The organism is Pseudomonas sp. SDT291_1_S447 (assembly GCF_054070155.1).
The window spans coordinates 1-214 of record NZ_JBSVXS010000470.1 but is presented as its reverse complement, the minus strand read 5'-3'; the positions used below and the strand labels follow the sequence as shown (position 1 = coordinate 214).

The 214-nt window shown below is 58.9% G+C and carries 1 protein-coding gene; it reads left to right on the top strand.

The features are described 5' to 3' along the window. A partial coding sequence (locus tag ACW9IR_RS30410; RefSeq protein WP_457466323.1) for an HD domain-containing phosphohydrolase occupies positions 1-214 on the top strand: 214 nt, incomplete at both ends.

The window sequence follows — 214 nt, the reverse complement described above, 5'->3', positions numbered from 1 at the left end:
CACCAAGAACGTTGGGATGGCAGCGGCTTCCCCGATCACCTCAAAGGCGAAGCGATTCCCGCCGGTTCGCGCCTGTTGAAACTGGCGGTGGATTTCATCGAGTTGCAAAAGGGCTTGATCCTGGAGCGGCAGATGAACAGCGACGAAGCGCTGCTGTACATCCGCAAGTACGCGGGCCGGCTGTATGACCCGGTGATGGTCGAAGACTTTGTGC